We start from the raw sequence: 19730 nt of genomic DNA on the forward strand, positions 1-19730 counted from the left end.
ATCATGGGAAAAGCAACTGGATTTTTAGAATTTGATAGAGTACTTCCTCAAAAAGAGGCTGTAGAAAATAGAAAACAAAATTACCAAGAATTTGTCCAATCGTATTCAGACGAGGAACTGAACCATCAAGCAGCACGTTGTATGAATTGCGGCATTCCATTCTGTCACTCAGGATGTCCTCTAGGCAATGTTATTCCTGAATTCAACGATGCGGTTTACGACGGCAAATGGGAAGAAGCATACAATATATTGTCCTCGACAAATAATTTCCCGGAGTTCACGGGGCGTATCTGTCCGGCACCATGCGAATCGGCATGTGTATTGGGCATCAACAAAAACCCGGTGGCAATTGAGGAAATCGAAAAACATATTATTGAAATAGCCTATAAAAAAGGATATGTAAAAGCACATAAATCTGCGATCAAAACAGGAAAAAAAGTTGCTGTAGTAGGTTCAGGTCCGGCAGGTTTGGCCGCAGCGGCACAGCTTAACAAAGCGGGCCACGATGTCGTGGTCTACGAACGTGATGACAAAGTCGGCGGGCTGTTGCGCTATGGTATTCCTGACTTCAAATTAGACAAATCTGTCATCGACAGACGTGTGGAAGTGATGCAAGAATCTGGCATCGAGTTTCGCACAAATGCTGAAGTGGGAAAAAATGTACCGGTTACAGAACTGGATCAATATGACGCTGTGGTATTATCCGGAGGGTCGACTATTCCTCGCAACTTAAACATCCCGGGACGCGAATTGAAAGGTGTTTATTATGCCATGGAATTCTTGAAACAACAGAATAAACGTGTAGGCAACTCACCTATCGATACGGAGGAAATCTTGGCAACAGGCAAAAATGTGTTGGTAATCGGTGGTGGTGATACCGGTTCGGACTGCGTGGGTACTTCAAACCGTCATGGTGCGAAATCTGTTACTCAGTTTGAGTTGATGCCTCAACCTCCACAGACACGGACGAATGCTATGCCTTGGCCTACTTATCCGATGCTATTGAAAACTACTACTTCGCATGAAGAAGGCTGCCAAAGACATTGGAGCATCAGCACCAAAAAATTTTTTGGAGACGAGCAAGGTAATCTGCGAGCAGCATTAGTTGTAGACTTAGAATGGGAAACCGACGCTTTGGGAAGACCGACCAAATTCAAAGAAGTGGAAGGTTCGCAACGGGAGATCCCTTGTGAATTGGTGACATTAGCGATGGGATTTTTGCATCCACAATACGAAGGCTTATTGCAGCAATTAGGTATCACATTGGACGAACGTGGTAATGTGAAAGCTGCTGAAGGTTCTTATCAAACAAATTCGAGCAAATATTTTGCAGCCGGTGATATGCGTCGCGGCCAGTCTCTGGTGGTTTGGGCCATTTCAGAAGGACGCGAATGTGCGCGCAAAGTGGATGAATTCTTAATGGGTTCGACTGTATTAGAAAGCAAAGAAGCTATCTATACATACGCATAGTTACTAATCACCTATATATATATCAATCTAACCTTCTTACATCCCGGTGAGAAGGTTTTTATTTATTTTAAGAAAACAAAAATAGTGCATTCGAGTTAAAAAGACTACGGACTAAGAATGTATTTATTTTATTGTTTGAACACGGTCAAATTCATACTTTCCTGTGTCAGGATTATGGGTTTTTTATATCGCTTTTCAGGTGATTTTACGTATGTTTGTACATATTTTTCATTAATCTTAAAGTACATTGGGCGGAATTCTACTTTATATTCTAATTACTGCTGTGCTATTTGGCTTCATCGCCTTATTTGCTTTATTTGCCGTATATGCCGAACGCAAAATTGCGGGTTTTGTACAAGACAGATTAGGTCCTATGGAAACAGGTAGATATGGTTTATTACAAACCTTCGCCGACATACTCAAACTTCTTCAAAAAGAATTAATCAATCCATCTGCCGCGGATAAAATTTTATTTGCCATAGCGCCTGTTATTATATTTGGTGCGGTATTCATTGGTTATTCCGTCGTCCCTTGGGCGCCCGGTTTTGTTCCTGCCAATACACATACAGGCTTATTTTTCATCATGGCCGTTGTATCCATTGATGCACTGGGCATTTTGATGGCGGGATGGGGATCAAATAACAAATATTCGCTGCTAGGATCTATCCGTGCTATAGCGCAGATGGTATCTTATGAAATTCCGGTAGGTCTATCACTTATTGCGGCTGTTATGATCACACAAACGCTTAATCTAAATGAGATAGCGATCAATCAGGGCGTATTAAGCACTGAAAATTTACTTTTTTTAGGCTTTTGGGATGTATCCGACATTGGCGGAATACTCGCATGGAATATATTTCAAGCACCGCACCTGATAGTCGTTTACGTCATATTTTTCATTGCGACATTAGCCGAATGCAACCGTGCTCCATTTGACATTCCCGAAGCTGAATCAGAGCTTATTGGCGGTTTTCATACCGAATATGGTGGTGTCCGTTTCGCCTTTGTATTTTTAGCTGAATACGCAATGATGTTTTTGGTGGCAATGCTGGGTGTGGTTATATTTCTAGGAGGCTGGAATACACCTTTACCCAACATAGGATCCCTTCGATTAGCAGATTGGACAACGGGATTATTTTGGGGTTTATTCTGGACCCTGTCCAAGTCTTTACTGATTGTGGGTATACAAATGTGGATTCGCTGGACATTACCACGCTTCAGAGCCGACCAGCTCATGAATTTATGTTGGAAAATAATGATTCCTGCAGCATTTATTTGCATGGCAATTTCAGGTTTGTGGCGTATATTAATAATGAATTAAAGTGATTTTAAAAACAACCATACAAGGATTTTTGACAGCGGTGAAAGGCTTACTTTTGACCGTAAGTCACCTCTTTGGTGCCAAGAAATCACGAGAGAGCAGAGACATCCGTCAGAAAGACTATTTTGAGAAGCAAGATGGTGTCACTACCGTCCAGTTTCCGAAAGAAAAAATGCCTATACCCGAAATAGGAAGGTATCAATTGCATGTAGAAATTGACGATTGCATTGTCTGCGACCTCTGTGCAAAAGCTTGTCCGGTAGATTGTATTGCTATCGAAGCTGTAAAATCACCCGAAGTCATTGGCAAAACCTCAGACGGAAGCGTGAAGCGTCTCTACGCCGCGCAATTTGATATTGACATGGCGAAGTGTATGTATTGCGGACTATGTACCGTGGTATGCCCGACAGAATGCATCACTATGACCAATCAATACGACCGCAGCACCACAAAATTGACGGACCTGATCTACGATTTTGGTGAAATGTCGGATGAAGAAATAGCACAACGAAAACAAGAATGGACAAAATTTCAAGCTGAGAAGGAGGCAGCCAAAAAGAAATAATGAATCTAGAACTATTTCTTTTTTATGCTTTTGCAGCTTTAGCCATAGGCTCATCCCTTCTGGTAGTAAGCCTGAAGAATCCAGCGCGGGCTTTGTTTCTTTTCTTTATCACCTTATTTGCAATGGCGGGATTGTTCTTGTTTGCGTTAGCAGATTTTGTTGCCATTACCCAAATCATGGTGTATGTAGGCGGTGTGCTGATATTAATGATATTTGCTTTTATGCTTTCCAATAAAGAATTGTTGGCGGACATACAGCACATTTCCGGATCATTTTTGAGTTTACCGAGTTGGCAATCCATACTTTTGGCATTAGGATTTTTTGCGGTGTTCATTTTAGGAATTCGAGAATGGAATAATGATATGCCCGAATGGATGTTGAGCAATATACAAGAAGGCATGGTGATCACTCCTCATGACAACAATATTCAACAGCTTGGCATCAAGTTTATGACGCAATATGTACTACCTTTTGAAGTGATATCGATCTTTTTGTTGATGGCTTTAATTGGTGCAGCGCATCTATCCCGAAAGGAGGAAAGTCAATGATCACGCTTACACATTTTCTGGTCGTCAGCGCTTGTATCTTCTGTATCGGATTGTATACCGTTATCGCTAAGCGCAATGCCATCATGATATTGGTTGGAATAGAATTAATGATCAATGCAGCTATTTTGAATTTAGTTGCCTTTGGCAAATACGATAAACTTAATTATAGTGGACAGATATTCGCTTTATTTGCGATCGTCTTGGCTGCAGCTTCTGTAGCTGTAGGATTAGCGATTATTTTAAATGTGTACAGACATTACAAAACGATTAATCCAGATAATATAACAGATTTGAGAGATTAATGAATAGCCTATTGACCATATCGCCTATCGGAGCCAGTATATTAGTTGTACTGTTGCCTTTGCTTGCCTTCATCATACAGGCTGTATTGGGCAAAAAATCCACTTCCGGAATCTGGTCTCTCGCGGCTATAAGTATCAGCACCCTACTCTCTGGAATTTTCGTCTTCGCCCAAGTATGGAACGGCACAGCCTTGCAGGTGGATTATTCGTGGTTCACGATAGGGGAAAAAACATTCAACGTTGGCATTCTATTGAATAATCTAACCGTTCTGATGCAATTTATAGTCTGCATCATAGCCCTCCCTGTGCATATTTATTCCAAAGCATACATGAAAGGTGATGCGGGGATACATCGGTATTGGATGTATTTAAGCTTATTCTGCTTTGCGATGCTCGGGTTGACGATTTCTAAAAATTTACTGCTCATGTATATTTTTTGGGAATTGGTTGGATTTGCTTCGTACTTACTAATCGGCTTTTGGTATACCAAAGAATCTGCTGTACAAGCCAATAAGAAAGCTTTTTTGATGAACCGAATTGGGGATTTGGGCTTTTTAATAGGCATAGCCATTCTTTTCAACACCTTTGGCACTTTAGATATAGTAGATATACTCGGAAAAGATGGGTTATTGTATCAAGGTATTGTCGATCAAAATTCTGGGCTTATGACTGCAGCGGGCATTTGCTTTTTCTTAGGAGCAATGGCCAAATCCGCACAATTTCCCTTACATCTGTGGTTGCCAGATGCCATGGAGGGACCAACCTCTGTTTCATCCCTGATACATGCTGCCACGATGGTTGCTGCCGGCGTATTCTTGCTTAGCTCCATATTTCCCTTATTCAATGGCACTGTATTACTCATCATCGCCATTATAGGAACGATCACCGCAGTTACCGCAGCGATTTTTGCGTTGGCGCAATATGATATTAAAAAAGTATTGGCTTTCTCTACCATATCCCAACTGGGCTATATGATGGTGGCCGTAGGTATTGGTGCTTGGGACGCGGGTATGTTTCATTTAGCTACCCACGCCTTTTTCAAATGTTTGTTATTCTTGTCTGCGGGTGCCCTAATTCATGAAATGGCGCACTTGAAAGCACATAATAATGGGGATTTTGATCCACAGGATTTACGAAATATGGGCGGATTACGTCAGTACATGCCAAAGACTTTTGTCCTGATGACTGTAGCTTCACTAGCCTTGGCGGGCTTCCCTTTGACATCAGGATTTCTGAGTAAGGATGCTATCGTCATTTCGGCTTTCGAATGGGCCATGCAAAAAGGTGGAGTACACCTCCTAATTCCTATTCTATTGGTATTGGTGAGTATATTAACAGCTTTCTACATAGGACGTCTGATCTTTAAGGCGTTTTTCGGAAAATTGCGGGTGTCCAATTTAGAAGCTCCTGCCTTACACGAAGCTCCAAAAACCATGTTACTTCCTATGGCATTTTTGGCCGTATGTTCATTGTTTTTTGTATTCTCGTTCAATCCATTTTCGTATGCCAACAGCGGCATATTGAATGGTCTTGCCGTGCAGTACAGCTTTACCGAAATCCATGCTTTGCATACTATTATTCCTATTACATTAACATTGACAGCACTACTCAGTTGGTGGCTGGGATATAATTGGTACGTAAAGGGAACATATCCATTACAGGCAAATAGCTCCTGGATGCGTTTCGCACAGAATCAATTTGGCATGAATGAATGGATGGAGAAAACATTTGTAGCCCCTACCCTTTTACTGGGAAAGGCAAGTTATTGGTTCGACAAATACCTCGTAGATGGTCTAGTCAATGGCGCATCTTATGTGATTCGCAAAATAAGTGAAATTATCACTTGGATTGACAAACACATCGTGGACGGAATCGTCAACGCCGTAGCGCAATTAGCCTACGAATTAGGAAATGCTTTTCGTTTTGTACAAAACGGAAGGTTACAAAATTATCTCGGCTTCACGCTGACAGCAGTTTTGATTGGAATTATTTATTTGATATTACGATAAAATGGGATTACTCTCACTACTCATATTTTTGCCTTTGGTCGCTACAGCCTTAATTTTGCTGTTGCCAAACCGTATGCAATCCAACTACAAGTACATTGCGCTAGGCTTTACAGTGATACAATTCGCATTGGCAGGTTGGCTGTATGTACAGTTTGATAATAGCGCAAGTGGAATTAATCAGATTAGCGGATTTCAATACCTCGAACAGCTACCTTGGATACGATTGGATCTGGGCAGCTTAGGCCAGTTGGAAATCGATTATTTCTTGGGTGTGGATGGCGTGTCGATGCCACTTTTGGTTTTGAGTGCTTTTGTCATGCTTATGGCAATAGGTGCTTCGTGGAATATAACCAAAAGTACAAAAGGTTATTTCTCCTTACTTATGTTGCTTAATATGGCGGTGATGGGTATATTCTGTGCCTTAGACTTCTTCCTTTTTTACATATTTTATGAGGTGATGTTGCTTCCGCTTTATTTTCTAATAGGAATCTGGGGTGGCGCAAACCGAGAATATGCAGCGATCAAATTTTTCATCTATACCCTATTCGGTTCGGTATTTATGTTGCTAATTATTGTGGGATTATATTTCTCGGTTGTAAATCCGGACACAGGCGCGCATACGTTCAACATGCTGCATATGATGAATCCCAACAATTACGTGGATGGTTCTTTCTTTGCTTATCTAAATAATTATTATGAAGTGTTGGGTATCCCGGCGCGGATGTTAGGCTTTATCGTCTTGTTTGTGGCTTTTGCCATCAAAGTGCCTATTGTACCCTTACATACTTGGCTTCCAGACGCCCACGTGGAAGCTCCTACACCGGTATCCATTATCCTTGCAGGAATATTGCTTAAAATCGGGGGCTATGGAATCATTCGCGTGTGTTACAGCATTTTTCCAGATGCGGCGGTAGATGCCAACTGGTGGCTAGGACTTATAGGTGTGATTTCCATATTGTATGGGGCCTTGAATGCTTTAGCACAGAAAGATTTAAAACGTCTTATCGCCTATTCATCGGTATCGCACATGGGTTTTGTCCTATTGGGCGTAGCGTCATTGACGGCCGAAGGGATATCAGGTGCTTTATTCCAGATGCTATCTCATGGATTCTTGTCCGCAGCCTTGTTCTTTTTGGTCGGCGTAATTTACGACCGCGTACACGATAGGTATATCTATAACTTCCGTGGATTGGCTTCCCATATGCCCGCTTATACAGGATTTGTGGCCGTGGCATTCTTTGCTTCCTTGGGTTTACCTGGATTCTCCGCATTTATCGGCGAGGCATTTGTTATTATTGGGACATTCAACGCAGAATCCGTAGGTACGGGTATTCCACGATGGATGGCTATAGCAGGTTCAATAGGTATTTTGCTGAGTGCCGCATATTTACTTTGGACGCTGCAGCGCATGTTTTTCGGTCAGACTCGCTTCAAAGGTGGAGAAGCTTGGGCTTCTGCATTGACAGATATCAATACCCGCGAACGTATAATCTTATTCCCTACGTTAGCCTTAGCTTTAGTATTAGGTATCATGCCTTCATTGGTGTTTGACAAAATGAACGCAACAGTACTTAATTTGGTTTCATTGGTTTCACAGTATCTATAATGCAAGATATCAACGTACAATTACCGAACTTACTTGATCAAGTCATACAATCAATTCCGTACTTCAAAGCGGAACTAGCATTGATATTTGCTTTTCTGGGAAGTATTCTAGCGACGTTGTTTGTGGATAAATGGTGGAAACATGGTTCATTTGTCATTACGCTGACAGGCATCATTATCTCTTTTATACTTTCCACTCAACAGCTGGGCGCGCCACAGAACGGCTTTTTCGGCATGCTCATCGTGGATAATTTCTCGGTGTATGCGCGGGGTATATTGCTTTTAGCATTACTCTTATGTGTGGTCTTTATCCAACAGCACTTCAGAAATAAAAAGTTTAGTAAAAATCTTGGTGATATCTACAGTATATTATTAACAGCAGGTCTTGGATTAAATATCCTGACCATGACCAGCAATTGGCTATTGGCATTTATTGCGATAGAAACGGTGTCCATTAGCTCCTATATTTTAGTAGGCTTTTTCTCCGAAAACAAAAAGCAGGCAGAAGCTTCCATGAAATATGTACTCTTTGGTTCGGTATCAGCCGCGGTCATGTTGTATGGGCTTTCCCTTTTGTACGGATTCACTGGAAATCTAGACTTCACATCTTTCGAGCATATACAAGGGCTCATTGAAGCCCCTAAAATTTTACTTTCCTTAGCCCTACTTTTTATGTTTTCCGGGATTGGCTTCAAGCTCAGCTTTGTGCCTTTTCATGTATGGGCACCGGACGTATACGAGGGCGCACCGACTCCTGTGACGGCATTTTTATCGACAGTACCCAAAATTGGTGCTTTAGTCCTTCTCGCTCGATTATTCGAAGAGTGGACTTCTTCCTCTTTCTATTTCTCCGAATTGGTCTTAGTGCTGGTTAGTGTAGCTGCTATCGTGACGATGTTGGTCGGTAATCTTGTGGCGTTGCGGCAGACCAATATCAAACGTATGATGGCGTACTCTTCAATCGGTCATACGGGATTCTTGTTGATGGCCTTGATTGCCAATTTGGCGTCAGAGCCGCAGGTGTTGCTGTTCTATATTGCCGTTTATACCATTATGAATTTGGCGGTATTTGGATTAATTGATGTCTTAGAACAAAAAACTGGTTCGGCACAGTTGGAAAGCTACCAAGGGCTAGGTAGACAGTTCCCTATCTTATTTACTGTTTTTACTTTATTAGGTATATCCTTGGTGGGATTACCGCCCACCGCAGGTTTTATAGGGAAGCTATTTGTGTTCAGTTCTGTTTTTGATTTATTCCAATTCAACAATAATAAATATTACTTGATTCTTTTAATAGTTGGTGCACTGACTTCTGTCATATCACTGTTTTATTATTTTAAGATTCCTTTATTCGCTTTTCTACGCAAAGGCGAAGAGGTGAAGGTAGCTTACAGCAAATCAGCACAATTGGTTTATATTATTTCTATTTTGCTTGGAATTTCTACTTTAGTGTTAGGAATTTTTCCTTCAATTTTATTGTCTCTGTTCAAATAGAATCTTTCGGGTTATCTTAATTTGTATATTTGTATTATGATTAGTACTACTGCAAACTCTATTTTTCAACGTGCTATAGCAGATTATCACGTCAATGATGCAATTGATCATCCCATCTCGAATCCTTATGATTTAGATTCATTGGAGCATTTATTGTATTTGAAATGCTGGATTGACACGGCGCAATGGCATATGGAAGATGTAGTCCGTAATCCCGACATTGACCCCAAAGATGGTTTGTATTGGAAAAGACGTATTGATAAACAAAATCAAGTGCGTACGGATACGGTAGAATATATCGATAGCTATTACTTACAGAAATATGCGGATGTCGCTCCTATGGCCGATGCCAAAATCAATACAGAGAGTCCTGCATGGGCAATCGATAGGCTTTCCATCCTTGCTTTGAAAATCTACCATATGGAGCAAGAAACGCATCGTACGGATGTAGATCAAGCACATATAGAGGCTTGTCAGCAAAAACTGAATGTACTGTTGGAACAGCGTCAAGATTTGTCACAAAGTATCGATGAACTACTAGCGGACATCCAAGCCGGTAAAAAATATATGAAAGTGTACAAACAAATGAAAATGTACAACGATCCAAACTTGAACCCTGTACTTTACGGAGCACAAAAATAATACTCTATGAAGCGTATCATTGTCACTCGTTTTTCTGCAATGGGAGATGTTGCTATGGTCGCTTCAGTTCTCAAAGAATTTCAACAACAACATCAGGATACCGAAATCATTTTAGTGTCCCGAAAACTGTTTTCCGCATTTTTTGAGCATATCCCTCGAGTCAAATTTCATACGTTCGACCCGAAGCATAAACATAAGGGTCTCGGCGGAATATATAGCCTTTTTAAGGAACTAAAGACCTATAACGCAGACTTTGTCGCCGACCTACACAACAACCTACGCAGTCGTGCTTTAGGTTTTCTTTTTAAGATGGTAGGTTATAAAGTTGAGATATTAGATAAAGGGCGTAAGGAAAAGGCGGAGTTGACTCGAGCAACAAATAAAATCAAGAAACAGCTCAAACTGACCACAGAAAGATATGCAGATGTATTCAGAAAGCTCGGTTTTTCGATTCAACTGTCGCATCTGCTTGTTAAAGAACATCGACTGATTCCAACTCAATACCTTGGAATATTAGCTTCTGATAAAAAGAAAATTGGTATAGCTCCTTTTGCGCAACATAGATATAAAGTTTTTCCACTACAAAAAATGGAGGCGGTGATTCAATATCTTTCTTCACAGGATTACGAAACATTCATCTTCGGTGGTGGAGAAAAGGAAAAATCCATCGCCGAAAATTGGAGTCGCAATTATCCCGCTGTAAGAAATACGATTGGAGAATTTAGCGTTTCTCAAGAATTAGATATTATCGCACACCTGGACTTGATGATTAGCATGGATAGCTCGGGCATGCATATGGCCTCGCTGATGGGTACGAGATGTCTTTCCATTTGGGGAGCGACACATCCTTTTGCCGGCTTTTTGGGTTATGGACAGTCCATGGCGGATTGCATACAGGTCGAGCATCCCAATAGACCATCTTCAGCATATGGCAACAAGCCTTGTGATTGCGATGGGATTGAAGCTATAGATTTAGTAACTTCGGATATGGTTGTTAATCGAATCACTCAAATATGCGCATAGGCTTTGATGCTAAAAGATATTTTCTAAACAAATCAGGTCTGGGCAATTACAGCCGTGATTTGGTTCGGGTAATGGAACAGTATTATCCCGAAAATGACTATATAAAGTACACACCAAAAATCACTGGTACTGGATTTAGTGACAATAGTATTAAGCTACCGCAAGGCAGACTTAACACCTTTTTGCCTAGTATTTGGCGCAATAAGTGGATTGTTGAAGATCTCAAAAAAGATGATATCGATATTTATCACGGCTTATCGGGAGAAATCCCTATGGGATTAGCAAAAAATGGAATCAAATCGGTTGTTACGGTACACGATTTAATTTTCTTGAAATTCCCCGAACTCTACAAACCAGTTGACCGATACATCTACAACCGTAAATTTAAACGCGCGACGCAGGAAGCTGACAAAATAGTAGCAATCAGTCAACAGACGAAAAGAGACATTATGGAATTTTATGGTATTGATTCGCATCGAATTGATGTCATTTACCAAGGCTGCCATCCTGCCTTCAAAATCCAAAAAACTGCAGAACAAAAAGAACTGCTGCGTGCGAAATATAAGTTACCCCAAAATTTTGTGCTTAATGTGGGTTCCATCGAACCGCGAAAGAATGCCTTTCAAATAGTCAAAGCTGTAGAACAACTGGACATCCCCTTGCTAATTATTGGTAAGGAAACAATCTATTCCAAAGGAATAAAAGAGTATATCCACGCCAACGGTCTCCAGCATAAAATACATATTCTCCAGGGCTTCAACATGGAGGAACTATCGACTATATATGCAATGGCTGAGCTATTTATTTATCCTTCCAAATACGAAGGCTTTGGCATTCCGATTATCGAAGCTTTGTATAGCGGCACACCAGTTATCACCACCAATTCTGGTGTTTTCCCAGAAGCTGGCGGTCCATTCTCCTATTATATTGACCCCAAAAATACGGAAGAATTAAGTTATGCCATTCAATCTGTACTGGACAACAGCATCATGCGCCAAGAAATGATTTCCAAAGGGTTAGAATTTGTACAGCAGTTTAACGATGATAAGATTGCAGCTCAATGGAATGGTATTTATACAAATCTTAATGGGTAAATCTAAAATATTTATCCAAAACCATTAAAGAAATTACATCCTCACGTTTTGAATTTTTAAACTGATTGACATATGCATGCGCATTGCCGATTATTTCTAGCGCCTTATTTGTATTTTGGCTATAATAATTCAACTTTTCTTCCAAGTCAGAATAATCATCCTTTATACAGATATAGTGATGATCCGGCACTAATGTACCTTCCATATACCACGTCTCATAAGTCGGCTTAGGCATGACAGCAATAGAATTGGAAGACATGATCCATTTTAGATTGGTTGCCACATCATTCCCTTCTAAGGCCAGAATAAACTTATAATCCAAATGTCCAGCGATGGAAAGATAATCCGGATCCGATTTTCGGGTAGCCTTTTTCAAATTGCATAAGTGATGATCCGCGTACATAGCGTAGAATCGCGCACGGTGTGCTTGTTGAAAACCACTTCTTCCCACCAACTGATCCTTTTTTTGTTCAAAAGAAATATCATCTTTTATAAAATTAAAATGCCTCGCTTTATCCAGATTCAAAAGCACGGAATTGGAATTATTTCCATCCACCGGTCTACTTTTTACAATAGCCGGGTAAGCAGGCACATGCGTTACATCTCCAGGAATCAGTTCCAATCTATGCTGCCCATCAAAATAGCGTAGGTATTCAATACTATCAAAATAATAAACACGAATCTTATCGGGAATGTGATAGTCCTTGATAGCAAAGGCAGAGGGTGATAATGGCTGTGAATCCACTAATTTATTGTAATAATCTACACGAGATTGTACATACTCCCTCTCGGATAAGGGGAGATTTTGCAAAAGTGAATTTCTCTGCGATCTATAGTACGCATTGGGGACTAAAGATTTCAAAAATGTCTTGACGTAATAGTATAGCTTATTATTTTTATTCTTAAGAAGAATCCGTTTAAAATTGATCATAAAGATACGTCCAAATGTTATAAAAAGCGCTGTAGACCATCTTCACATCGACGTAAGTCATTAGCTATGGTATTCTTTAGAATTTCATCATTCCTGGCTAAGGAAGTTTTAGGCTCTTCAGGATGAAATAAATGGTACCCAATTGCAACAAATTTAATAATTTTCCCTTTAATACCTTGATTGAATAATCGCTCCGCAAATTCGCTGTCCTCTCTACCCCAACCTTGTATTTTGTTATTGAAACCATTGACAGCCACTATATCTTTGTAGAAAAAAGACATATTACATGACCTGATTTTATTTTTATTTTTAAGTGTTTTGGCGAATAACTTACCTAGGAAAGTCGATCGAAAAGCCGTCAGGCGCTTCTCCCAGCGACTTTCTATTTTCGAATCCCACATACTTATAAGAAGTTGGCCGCTTGGCTCCTGAAGCACCTCATGGGTTTTGGTAGAGGTCATTAGCACCCTCCCTCCTTGAATGAAATAGCCTTCTTCGGCATATTGCAGATGATCTTCGACAAAATGTTTTTCTAAGACAATATCGCCATCAATAATGATGACGTAATCAGACTGCACTTTGGATAAAGCCAAATTACGGGACTCTGCAGCTCTAAACCCCCTATCCTCCTGCCAAGAGTGGATCAAGGGCACGGGATATTGTTGTTGATACTTTTCTATTAAGTTTTTGGTTTCCGCTCCGGACCCATCATCCGCGACGATCACCTGCTGAGGTAACGTAGTCTGATATTTGACCGAGTTTAAAACGCATGCTAAGGCATCCGGTCTGTTGTATGTAGTTATTATCAGGTCTGCTTTCATATCAATTGCAGATTCAGATATTTATCAATACCATTTTCACAGTAGGATTTCTTGCTCAATTTTGCTTCCTCAAATACGGCTTCATTTTGAGATAGATTTGCCTTATTATTGATCTGATGCCAAAGATGAAAAACGATACCCCCAAATTTTAAAAACCGCTTCTTCAATCCCAAATTCAGTAACCTGGCCACAAATTCTTTGTCCTCTGGCCCCCATCCTACAAAATCCTCATTATATCCATTCACCTGAATGGCATCCTTACGCCAGAAGGCCATGTTACAGCCATGGATCTCCCAGCGTTCATTGCCTTTAATCTTATAGTTGTACTCAAAAAATGATCGCAGAAAAGGAATTCGAAGGGCACTCGTCGTATTCGACACCCCTTTATCGAACAAGTTTACCCTGACATCTCTATTGCTGATTTTTAGTTGCGTCAGATCTGGGTCCAGGTATATTCTACTTGCGCGTACAAATGAGTTGGGTTTCGCAAAGTCGATATGATCTTTTATGAAATAAGGGTGCAATATTAAGTCGCCATCTATTTGGACAATATAATCCGATTTTGACACCGCAATAGCCTTATTACGAATTTTTGCTAATTCAAAACCACTATCTTCATGCCATATATGTATCAAAGGAAGGGATGAATTTTGGCTATAACTCTCTATGAGCAATTTCGTACGATCATCCGAGCCATCATCAGCGATAAGAACTTCATGGGGTATTATGACTTGATTTAATATACTTATAAGACATAAATCCAATGCCTCGGGCCTATTATAAGTCGAAATTAAAAGTGCTATTTTCATAAACAATAAACCAAAATTACTAATATAAATACGTATAATCACTACGAATAGCTACATATACGCTTCAATTCGTAGAGAAAGATTTTTTTAAGCAATATTGTAACATTCTTAAGACGTATTGCGTTATATTTGTAAATACGTCTAAGATGATCCAGCGAAAAACTATTATTCTATGTGCCCCTACCGATTACGGATTTGCCGAAACAATAAGAAAAGCTTTGCTTGATCAAGGTTTTATCGTGTATGCATTTCCTATTTCCCGAGAACCTTTCAAATACAAACGGCTTACCGATCGCCTCTATAATTGCTATAGAAAAGTTTTCTTTAATGACTACAGTTATAAAGAAAAACTGAAACATGAAGCGCAGTATGACAAACTCTACGAAAAATTAAGATCATTCGATGAAGTAGCAGATTATGCGCTTTTCATTCGTCCGGACTTATACCCAATGGAATTCGTTGAAGCCATCAAGTCTAAAGCCATTAAGACTGTTGCCTATCAGTGGGACGGTTTAGACAGATTCCCCGCAGTGTACAATTATATTGACTTATTTGACAGATTCTTTGTTTTTGATAAAAAGGATTTAAATAAACATCCTAACTTACTCCCGCTTACAAATTTTTTTATTCCCAAGATATCCCACTTAAAAGCAAAGGATAAAGCGTATTTGATAGCAACATTTGATGATTATAGATTTCCTCTAATCCGTCAAATAAAAGCTGAATTTGAAAAAATTGAATATCCTCATCATTTTTCTGTAGTAACTTGGAATCATAATCAGACTGAAAGGTTACTTCATGCAGGATTATTAGTAGGAAAAGCTTTGGATTACGAACAAAACCTCTCAGAGGTGCAGAAATATAATGTCCTAATCGATATTCATGCTCCCATACATAATGGATTGTCTTTCCGGATTTTTGAAGCCCTCTGTTATGGAAAAAGATTGATTACGACAAACCAAGCTGTTAAAGACTACGACTTTTACCACCCAGACAATATATTTATTTGGAACGGTAATAATCAATCCGAGTTAAGACAGTTTTTAGTGAGGGATTTAGTGCCTTTACCATCAGAGCTAATTGAAAAATATAGTTTTGCAAATTGGATTAAATATGTTCTGGATATAAAAGGTCATACCGAAATTACATTACCTGTTAATCACAAGAAAAAAGAAGACTACACTTTTGCTTAGATTTTAATTCTCTAAGCAATTGATGGATTATGTAGCCTTTTAGTAATCTCCCTTAGCTAGCTACCTTCAAAATTAAAAAATTTTTGGTATTAATTTCATTTTAAATAAATAAATTAAAATACTATAGAATTTTAACGAAAAAAGATCATCAAATTACTTATAAAAATCCCTACCCAATTCACCTTCATACGTCATAATCTTTCTTGATTTTGAGGTTTTACCTCAATAGAGATGTTCCTTAGATTATATCTTTATTTGAAAGTAGTTTCGTGATATCAGTACAGATTTATCGTCTTTATGATGATTACTTATAAAAACATTTTTGAAACGCTCATAAATTGGCTTATTGGTATTTAATAAAAATACCATAAAAATATAGAGAAAACAAATTCACACACAATCATCCTCCCCCAATCATTTCCCATAAGTTTATAAAACAAACAAAACCAACTGAAAATCAGTTGGTTTTGTTACTTTAAAGCAGAGAGGAAGGGATTCGAACCCTCGATACGGTTGCCCGTATACTACCTTTCCAGGGTAGCTCCTTCAACCACTCGGACACCTCTCTAGCGCAAAAGTAAGGAAAATAAGGATATTTCAAAGATTTAATTTAAACTGTTATCTTTAGTACATGACAGTCAAAAAGTTATTTCTCATCCGCCACGGAAAAGCCGAAGAACATTCTTTCCTCAAAAAAGATTATGACCGTAATCTTATTGAAAAAGGTCAAAAACGTACCGCGCTTATCGCTCAAAAACTTATCGCCCATCTCAACTCCGGCAAAACGCAGGTCGTGAGTTCCACGGCAAATCGCGCTTTACAGACAGCACGGATATTTTGTGATGTTATTCATTACCCACAGCAGGATATACAATTAGAAAAAGGGATTTACGAAGCCTATTACAGCAACATTTTACGGGTTATTAATACCATTCCAGATGATGTAGAACAGGTTTTGGTTTTCGGACACAATCCTGGATTATCGGATCTGACCAATTACCTCTGTCATTCTTCCATAGATCTCAAAACCTCGCATGCAGTAGAAATCATTCTACCGGAAAACTTTAATTTTTCAGAAATTTCGGGAGGCACATGTCATCTTCAAACTGTTATCACTGAATAAATTTCAGTAACTTCGTCTTATATGGCAAACAACCTTCTACATGAAAACTCTCCCTATCTGAAACAACACGCACACAATCCCGTGCATTGGTTTCCATGGGGTCAAGAAGCCTTGAACAAAGCAAAGGAAGAAAATAAACTCATCATAATAAGCATTGGCTATTCGGCCTGCCACTGGTGCCACGTCATGGAACGCGAAAGTTTCGAAAATGACGCCATTGCGGAGACGATGAATAAGTTTTACGTATCGATCAAAATTGACCGAGAGGAAAGGCCGGACATCGATCAAATCTACATGATAGCCGTCCAACTGATGACGAATGCTGGAGGCTGGCCTTTGAATGTAATTTGTTTGCCGGATGGAAGACCTATTTATGGAGGCACCTATTTCAAACCCCAAGATTGGCAAAATGTACTCTTGCAGATCGCACAGATGTGGGAAAAATCGCCAGAAACGGCCATCGATTATGCCGAAAGACTGACTGCGGGAATAAATAAGGCGGAGAAACTTCCTATTGCCCCGATTCCTGAGGAATATACACTGCTCGATATAAAATCCATCGTACTACCTTGGAAAGAACAATTTGACTTTCGTGATGGCGGCTATAGACGAGCACCAAAATTTCCTTTACCGAATAATTGGTTGTTTTTCTTGCGCTATGGCGTATTGGCAGAGGATGATGACACCTTACAACATGTACACTTTACGTTGGAAAAAATTGCCAATGGCGGAATATACGATCATATTGGCGGCGGCTTTGCGCGCTATTCTGTAGATGGCAAATGGCATGTTCCACATTTCGAAAAAATGCTGTATGATAATGGTCAATTAATCAGCTTATATAGCGAAGCCTATCAGCAGAAACCTTCTTTGTTGTACAAGAATGTGGTCTTCGAAACCATCGCTTGGGCCCAACGTGAAATGCTCGCGCCCAATGGTGGATTCTACTCGGCTTTGGATGCCGATAGTGAGGGTGTAGAAGGCAAGTTCTATACATTTGGCTACAGCGAATTTGACATCTTGAAAGACGATGCGGATATTGCTCGTGAATATTTTAATATTACACCTGATGGCAATTGGTCGGAGGAGCAGATAAATATCCCCTTCGTGCAGCCGTCCAATCAGCAGCTCATTCAAGAAGCGGGATTCACCCCAGAAGAATGGGATAGCTATATCAATGAAATTAAAGCCAAACTATTAGACTACCGCAGCAATCGCGTTCGTCCGGGTTTGGACCACAAGCAATTGACAACATGGAATGCACTCATGCTCAAAGGACTGGTAGATGCATACCGTATTTTTGGCGATGAATCGCATCTAGAGCTTGCACTTAATGTGGCTCATTTCATCCAAAAGCATTGTACCGTAGACAATAATACCCTGTTGCATCAGCCCAAAGACAGCAATCGACAAATTGAAGCTTTCTTGGATGATTATGCTTTTACCATCGAAGCATTTGTGGTATTGTTCGAGGCTACATTCGATGAGAAGTGGATTTATGCAGCACAAGAATTGGCTTACAAAGCCATCGATTTATTTTATGATGGCCACGCAAAGACCTTTTATTACACCTCCAAGATTGCCGAAGAGCTCATTGCCCGCAAGAGTGAGATTATGGACAATGTCATCCCCTCTTCCTCGTCTACCTTTACACGGCAGCTGTACCGTCTAGGCTTGCTATTGGATAATGAAGATTTTACGGCTATAGCCGATCAGGTTTTCGCCAATGTATTCCCTTACATCAAGAGTTACGGCTCTGCATATTCCAATTGGGCTATTCAATTATTAGAGCACCATTACGGAACCAATGAGATTGCATTGACCGGGAAAAATGCGCTAGATTGGCGCAAGGAGCTTGACGCTAAGACCTATATTCCCAACAAAATTTACCTCGGAGGAACAAAAAGTACACTTCCTTTGTTAATAAATAAAGAACAATTGGAGTCAAAAGCATACCTTTGTCGTAATAAGACCTGTAGTCTTCCTCAACCGTCGATTACACACTTATTAGAATTAATTAAATAAAAACGAGACCTTTAAAGGTCTTCAAAAAATCAAACAATGGCAATAGAAAACAACAACGTAGTAACGTTGAATTACATTCTTCATACAATCGAAGAAAACGGTGAAAAAACTTTTGTTGAACAAACGACTACAGAAAATCCTTTAACATTTTTATATGGTGTAGGTATGATGTTACCTAAATTCGAGGAAAACATCGCTGGACTTAATGAAGGTGATAAAACATCTTTTGACTTAGTAGCGGTAGACGCTTACGGTGAAAGAGATGATAGAGCTATCGCTCAACTACCAGCTGATATGTTCAAAGAAACTGGTTTACCTCCATTAGGTGAAGTATTACCTTTGCAAGATAATCAAGGAAATCAATTCCGTGCAGTAGTAGTTGACGTAACTCCAGAAGCAGTAGTGGCTGACTTAAATCACCCTATGGCTGGTAAAACATTGAGCTTCGAAATCGAAGTATTAAATGTACGTCCTGCGACGCAAGAAGAATTATCACACGGTCACGCTCACGGCGTTGACGGTAGTGAAGGTCACTAATATAAAGAGCCGATTCACTGCGAATCGGCTCTTTGTTTTTTAACTACATATATCAGGATGCTATCTCTCACTGCATTCTAACGCACCTGCCCGCAATCCTATAATTTTTATATTTCAAATTAAAGTGGAGTAAATCTCCTTATAGTTTTATCGCGCGCAGCATTTCTCTTTTGCCTGGCGCTCCCGGAGCTTTCTCAATGCTAAATCCTAAAGCCTTC

Annotated in this window: 18 protein-coding genes and 1 tRNA gene; 15 read left to right on the plus strand and 4 right to left on the minus strand. The window is 39.8% G+C overall.

The annotated features are described in order from the left end of the window. The first annotated feature begins 3 nt into the window (after window positions 1-3). The 11 genes from EDC17_RS01680 (at window position 4) to EDC17_RS01730 (ending at window position 12073) form a co-directional block, all read left to right on the plus strand. A complete protein-coding gene (locus EDC17_RS01680; protein ID WP_132776270.1) occupies window positions 4-1470 on the plus strand; it encodes a glutamate synthase subunit beta in 1467 nt (488 codons plus the stop codon). Between the two features lie 247 nt (window positions 1471-1717). Then, window positions 1718-2791, plus strand: coding sequence for a complex I subunit 1/NuoH family protein (locus EDC17_RS01685; RefSeq protein ID WP_132776272.1), 1074 nt, complete (start codon window positions 1718-1720; stop codon window positions 2789-2791). A gap of 4 nt (window positions 2792-2795) precedes the next feature. Beyond that, window positions 2796-3356: a 4Fe-4S binding protein gene (locus EDC17_RS01690; RefSeq protein ID WP_132776301.1), complete on the plus strand. Its 561-nt coding sequence runs from the start codon at window positions 2796-2798 to the stop codon at window positions 3354-3356. Beyond that, window positions 3356-3904 carry an NADH-quinone oxidoreductase subunit J family protein gene (locus EDC17_RS01695; RefSeq protein ID WP_132776273.1) on the plus strand — a complete coding sequence of 183 codons (549 nt, stop codon included), beginning with the start codon at window positions 3356-3358 and terminating at the stop codon, window positions 3902-3904. Before EDC17_RS01690 ends, EDC17_RS01695 begins: the two co-directional genes overlap by 1 nt. After that, a complete protein-coding gene (gene nuoK / locus EDC17_RS01700; protein WP_132776275.1) occupies window positions 3901-4206 on the plus strand; it encodes an NADH-quinone oxidoreductase subunit NuoK in 306 nt (101 codons plus the stop codon). The genes EDC17_RS01695 and nuoK overlap by 4 nt, the downstream gene beginning before the upstream one ends. After that, the gene (gene nuoL, locus EDC17_RS01705) at window positions 4206-6215 is read left to right on the plus strand and encodes an NADH-quinone oxidoreductase subunit L (RefSeq protein ID WP_132776277.1); all 2010 of its coding nucleotides are present in this window, start codon (window positions 4206-4208) and stop codon (window positions 6213-6215) included. Before nuoK ends, nuoL begins: the two co-directional genes overlap by 1 nt. A 1-nt stretch (window position 6216) precedes the next feature. Next, complete coding sequence (locus tag EDC17_RS01710; protein ID WP_132776278.1) at window positions 6217-7821, plus strand: complex I subunit 4 family protein; 1605 nt, start codon at window positions 6217-6219, stop codon at window positions 7819-7821. Next, window positions 7821-9314, plus strand: a complete 1494-nt coding sequence (locus EDC17_RS01715) for an NADH-quinone oxidoreductase subunit N (protein WP_132776280.1) — start codon at window positions 7821-7823, stop codon at window positions 9312-9314. Before EDC17_RS01710 ends, EDC17_RS01715 begins: the two co-directional genes overlap by 1 nt. Before the next feature lie 36 nt (window positions 9315-9350). Next, window positions 9351-9956 carry a DUF4254 domain-containing protein gene (locus EDC17_RS01720; protein ID WP_132776281.1) on the plus strand — a complete coding sequence of 202 codons (606 nt, stop codon included), beginning with the start codon at window positions 9351-9353 and terminating at the stop codon, window positions 9954-9956. A gap of 6 nt (window positions 9957-9962) precedes the next feature. After that, the gene (locus EDC17_RS01725; RefSeq protein WP_132776283.1) at window positions 9963-10979 is read left to right on the plus strand and encodes a glycosyltransferase family 9 protein; all 1017 of its coding nucleotides are present in this window, start codon (window positions 9963-9965) and stop codon (window positions 10977-10979) included. After that, window positions 10970-12073 (plus strand): glycosyltransferase family 4 protein, encoded by a 1104-nt coding sequence (locus EDC17_RS01730; protein ID WP_132776284.1) that lies wholly within the window; start codon window positions 10970-10972, stop codon window positions 12071-12073. The genes EDC17_RS01725 and EDC17_RS01730 overlap by 10 nt, the downstream gene beginning before the upstream one ends. Here the strand turns inward: EDC17_RS01730 and EDC17_RS01735 are convergent. The 3 genes from EDC17_RS01735 to EDC17_RS01745 all read right to left on the minus strand — a co-directional run bounded on the left by EDC17_RS01735 (window position 12063) and on the right by EDC17_RS01745 (window position 14634). Continuing rightward, on the minus strand, window positions 12063-12935 hold the full coding sequence (locus EDC17_RS01735; protein ID WP_243645937.1) for a glycosyl transferase family 90: 873 nt from the start codon (window positions 12933-12935) through the stop codon (window positions 12063-12065). The genes EDC17_RS01730 and EDC17_RS01735 overlap by 11 nt on opposite strands. Window positions 12936-13021: 86 nt before the next feature. Next, entirely contained in the window at window positions 13022-13825 is an 804-nt protein-coding gene (locus EDC17_RS01740; protein ID WP_132776287.1) for a glycosyltransferase family 2 protein, read from the minus strand. After that, entirely contained in the window at window positions 13822-14634 is an 813-nt protein-coding gene (locus EDC17_RS01745; protein WP_132776289.1) for a glycosyltransferase family 2 protein, read from the minus strand. The genes EDC17_RS01740 and EDC17_RS01745 overlap by 4 nt, the downstream gene beginning before the upstream one ends. A gap of 218 nt (window positions 14635-14852) precedes the next feature. Here EDC17_RS01745 and EDC17_RS01750 point away from each other — a divergent pair, with 218 nt between their 5' ends. Further along, entirely contained in the window at window positions 14853-15827 is a 975-nt protein-coding gene (locus EDC17_RS01750) for a CgeB family protein (protein WP_132776290.1), read from the plus strand. A gap of 481 nt (window positions 15828-16308) precedes the next feature. Here the strand turns inward: EDC17_RS01750 and EDC17_RS01755 are convergent. Continuing rightward, window positions 16309-16395: transfer RNA gene (locus EDC17_RS01755), tRNA-Ser, on the minus strand. A 63-nt stretch (window positions 16396-16458) separates the two neighbouring features. On the opposite strand from EDC17_RS01755, the gene EDC17_RS01760 reads away from it, so the two are divergent. From EDC17_RS01760 to EDC17_RS01770, 3 genes are read left to right on the plus strand one after another with little or no spacing between them, the layout of a single operon-like run. Beyond that, window positions 16459-16950, plus strand: a complete 492-nt coding sequence (locus EDC17_RS01760; protein ID WP_132776292.1) for a SixA phosphatase family protein — start codon at window positions 16459-16461, stop codon at window positions 16948-16950. A gap of 21 nt (window positions 16951-16971) precedes the next feature. Next, entirely contained in the window at window positions 16972-18975 is a 2004-nt protein-coding gene (locus EDC17_RS01765; RefSeq protein ID WP_132776293.1) for a thioredoxin domain-containing protein, read from the plus strand. Between the two features lie 36 nt (window positions 18976-19011). Next, window positions 19012-19512, plus strand: coding sequence for an FKBP-type peptidyl-prolyl cis-trans isomerase (locus tag EDC17_RS01770; RefSeq protein WP_132776295.1), 501 nt, complete (start codon window positions 19012-19014; stop codon window positions 19510-19512). Window positions 19513-19730 lie beyond the last annotated feature (218 nt).

Source organism: Sphingobacterium alimentarium, from assembly GCF_004342685.1.
GTDB lineage: Bacteria > Bacteroidota > Bacteroidia > Sphingobacteriales > Sphingobacteriaceae > Sphingobacterium > Sphingobacterium alimentarium.